Here is a 1496-nt window from a genome sequence, read left to right as displayed (position 1 = left end):
GTGCCTGTTGTACTCACAGGTAGGCCACTTAGCACAATCCGCTGGACAAAGTTATCATTGGGAACCAATGGTGGTGGTGGTGGTGGTGGTGGTGGTGGTGGTGGGGTAGAGCCCCCCAAAGCATTGTTAATGTTCAACCGACCCCCTGAAACCGTCGTACCAGTCAAAGCAGGTTTAGGATCCGTTGTTTGCAGCAGCTGGTTTTTAACTTGCTGTGCTGTCCAAGTCGGATGTTGAGACCACACCAACGCCGCCCCGCCGGTGACATGGGGAGATGCCATGGATGTCCCAGACTTATAGCCATAATTTCCTCCGGGTGTGGTGCTATAAATATTAGAACCGGGGGCTCCTAAATCCACACTGGTGAGTCCATAGTTGGAGAAACTTGAGAGTGCATCGTTATGGTCAGTTGAGGCAACAGAGATAATATTAGGTAGATTGTAGCTGGCAGGATAAGCAGGCGTTATGTCATTATTGTTGGTCTCATTACCCGCTGCAGCAATAAATAAAGCTCCCTGTTGTCCGGCGGTATTGATAGCATCGTATAGGCCTTGACTGTAGCCTCCCCCACCCCAAGAGTTATTAGTAAGTTTGACGCCCTTGGCCGTAGCATAATTAAGTGCCAAAATCGCATTAGATGTGTCGCCAGAACCACTATCATTTAAAAACTTAAGTGGCATAATCTTGGCATTCCAGGCCACCCCGGTCACACCAACGCCGTTATTGCCTTTTCCGGCAATGGTTCCCGCAACATGGGTGCCATGGCTTCGCACATCCATCGGGTCATTGTCGTTATAGGCAAAGTCCCAGCCGCGAACATCATCAATATATCCGTTACTGTCGTTATCGATGCCATCTCCGGCGATTTCCCCTGGATTTGTCCAGATATTGCCCACTAAGTCGGGATGGTTGTAATCAACTCCTGTATCAATAACGCCGATAACTTGGTTTGGGTTGCCCGTTTGAATATCCCACGCTTCGGGGGCATCGATGTCTGCATCGGGGGTTCCCCCACTTTGACCTGTGTTGTTGAGTCCCCATAATAGGGGATAGCTAGGATCGTTGGGAGTTGTGGTTTGCGGTGTAATTACTCCTAAATTTTCTTGAGTAGGACTCGTTTTTTCGACATCATCAACGGTGATCTCATAATCCGGCTCTATGTATTCAACGCGCGGATCATCTGCATAAGCGGATATTATTTCTTCTACGTTTCCTGCTGGAACGTCCCAAATGTCAATATTAAATTGTTCGGCTTTGGTGACTTTTGTGACTCCGACTTCTGCCTGCAAGGTGTTAATGTCACTTGCAGACACCGTCTGTTTCAGTTTGACTATTACACGATCCGGTCTAAAATCTGTAGGCATGATAGATTAACCCTTCTATTGATAAAAGAATAGTGGGGATAGAAAAGGGCATTTGTGCCCTTTTCTATCGGGCAAGTAAGTATCGAAATCACTGCCTGTGGTGTCAAAATTAACTATCCCGCTACTGGGTGC

The 1496-nt window shown here is 47.7% G+C and carries 1 protein-coding gene; it reads right to left on the bottom strand.

Annotation, left to right across the window (positions count from 1 at the left end; genetic code table 11):
• A partial coding sequence (locus QUB56_RS36875; protein ID WP_332961299.1) for a S8 family peptidase occupies positions 1–1313 on the bottom strand: 1313 nt, incomplete at its 3' end.
• Between the last annotated feature and the right edge of the window lie 183 nt (positions 1314–1496).

It is taken from the genome of Microcoleus sp. AR_TQ3_B6 (assembly GCF_036702785.1).
Classification (GTDB): domain Bacteria; phylum Cyanobacteriota; class Cyanobacteriia; order Cyanobacteriales; family Microcoleaceae; genus Microcoleus.
Note: the sequence above shows the minus strand (reverse complement) of the source record. Positions and strands in the feature narration are given on the sequence as shown.